General features: G+C 55.6%; 1 protein-coding gene and 1 pseudogene. Both read left to right on the top strand.

Features of this window, described 5'->3' with window-relative positions; all coding sequences use genetic code 11:
- Positions 1–349 (top strand): annotated as a pseudogene (locus AB4043_RS23425) (class I SAM-dependent methyltransferase); the annotation flags it as partial.
- Positions 350–907: 558 nt separating this feature from the next.
- A complete protein-coding gene (locus tag AB4043_RS23420) occupies positions 908–1,873 on the top strand; it encodes a cytochrome P460 family protein (RefSeq protein ID WP_442302924.1) in 966 nt (321 codons plus the stop codon).
- Positions 1,874–2,115 lie beyond the last annotated feature (242 nt).

Here is a 2,115-nt window from a genome sequence, read left to right as displayed (position 1 = left end):
GCCCGGAGGTGTCCTGCTCGCTACGATTCGCGACTATGACAGCCTGCTATCCACCCGTCCATCTTTTCAAGGCCCCGTTTTTTATTCTGAGAACGAGACCAGGCGCATTGTTCATCAGGTGTGGGACTGGGATCAGAACCAATACGACGTTCATCTATACCTAACCTGGAACTCAGCCTCACTCTGGACAAGCAAGCATTACGCGTCTCGATATCGCGCCATAACGCGCGCCGAGCTTACGCAGGGTCTTGAATCACACGGTTTCAGAGAAATCGAGTGGCTGATGCCAGAAGAGACAACGTTCTATCAACCGATCGTGCTCGCCCGCAAAGAAGACAAATCTACTTGACGTGGGCCAGCCTTCTCGTGGAAGCTCGACAGCTTAGATCGCTGCCGCTACGTTTCCGGGGATTCAGACCAAGGGCGAGTTGGATGAGTGATTTGCCCTGTGATCGCCATGCGAGAATTATTCCAAATTTACCCCCTGATTCGCCAGTCGCCGCGGATGGCGGCGGGCGCGTGAAGCCGCAGGTTCGTTGACCCAGAACTTTCGAGACATCCTTCTGCAGCAGGCAAAGGTCGTCTTCCCAACGCGGGAGTAAAAATAGATCTCTCCACTCCAGATCCAGGGACATCAAAGGTTTAAAAGGCGACGCACGCCGAATCGGACCTGGAAACTTTCTTTGAGAGAGGAGAACACTCGATGCCTGAACGCATGAGAGCTGTTGTGGAACTGCCGTGGATGAGTGGGTTGCGTGGCGGGAACCGCAACGTGGCGCTAGAGCATTTTATCTGTAGGTGTAGAGTAGGGCTTTCGCATCTATGGGCGTTTTCCTCAATGAAAACGCCGCTGCACACCCCTTCCGGACCACCCGGCAACAGGGAAAATGTTCTAAGACGCAACCTGATGCTTGGCGTGACCGGCGCGATGCTGGGCGCGTTTCTGCAGGGTTGTTCAGCGAATAGACAGCCTTCCCAAGGGGAAACCAGCCTGGCCAATGCGGCTAAAGACGTCACCATTCCATTGGCGGCGGGGAAGATGAAGAATCCGCTGCCTCAGACGGATGAGGTGGTGAGCCAGGGCAAGGAAGTGTTTCTTGGGGCTTGCGCCCAATGCCACGGTGCGGAAGCGCGCGGAGATACCACCGTGGGACGCAACATGGCCCCGCCTGCCATGGACCTGAGTTCACCCCATGTGCAGCACTGGAACGACGCGGAGCTGTTTTGGATCATACAGAACGGAGTTAGCCACACAGGCATGCCTGCCTGGAAGTCGAGCATCTCCGATGACGACACCTGGAAGCTTGCACGTTATATCCATAATCTTTCCCGCGCCGGCGCTGTCTCCGCCTCCGCAGCAGCCCCATCGCAGACACAAACCGCTATCTCCACGCAGGACAAGTACACCCTGAAAATTCCGAATGGCCTTGCGTTCTCAGAGTTCAAAGGCTTCGAGGGCTGGTCTGTGATTTCCCTTAGCCATAACGGAGATAAGCTCGCGGCGATCCTCGGGAATCCTGTGATGATCGACGCCTATAAGACGGGTATTCCCGGTAATGGCAAGCCCTTTCCGGATGGCGCCAAGATGGCGAAGATCCATTGGAACGCGAAAGTGGATGCCAGTGAACCCGGTGCGCCGACGGTGCCAGGCACCCAGCACGACGTTGACTTCATGCTGAAGGACTCCAGGAGATTTGCGGACAGCGGCGGATGGGGTTACGGCGCCTTCGAGTATGAAGCCGCATCCGGTAAGTTCAGGCTCGCCAACTTGACGGACAAGCCGCCGCAGGGCAATGACGCCAAGTGCGGGTTCACGTGCCACACAAGCGTGAAGAATAAAGACTATGTCTTCACGGATTATGGACATCGGTGAAGCGGTATGCGCCGACTGTTCCTGTTGTGCTCTAAGCCGTTGCCTCAATGATCTTCGAAGCGGGCCCCTATTCGGGAAAAACAGAATCCGATTTCAAGAGGAGAACAAGATGACAACAAAAGGAAAAGTCCTGGTGCTAGTCTCGAGCGGTCATGGCTTGCCCTTGAAAGATGGCAAGGTTTATACCGGCGCAGGCTACTATCTCAACGAACTTACGGTTCCGGTTCGCACCCTCATGAACG

The sequence above is a fragment of the Terriglobus sp. YAF25 genome (genome assembly GCF_052113305.1).
Taxonomy (GTDB): Bacteria; Acidobacteriota; Terriglobia; order Terriglobales; family Acidobacteriaceae; genus Terriglobus.
This window is presented reverse-complemented; position numbering and strand designations above follow the sequence as displayed.

What these genes read in the sequence shown, in the direction of transcription:
- AB4043_RS23420 (WP_442302924.1), top strand. Translation starts at nt 908, where the DNA reads ATGCTTGGCGTGACCGGCGCGATGCTGGGCGCGTTTCTGCAGGGTTGT.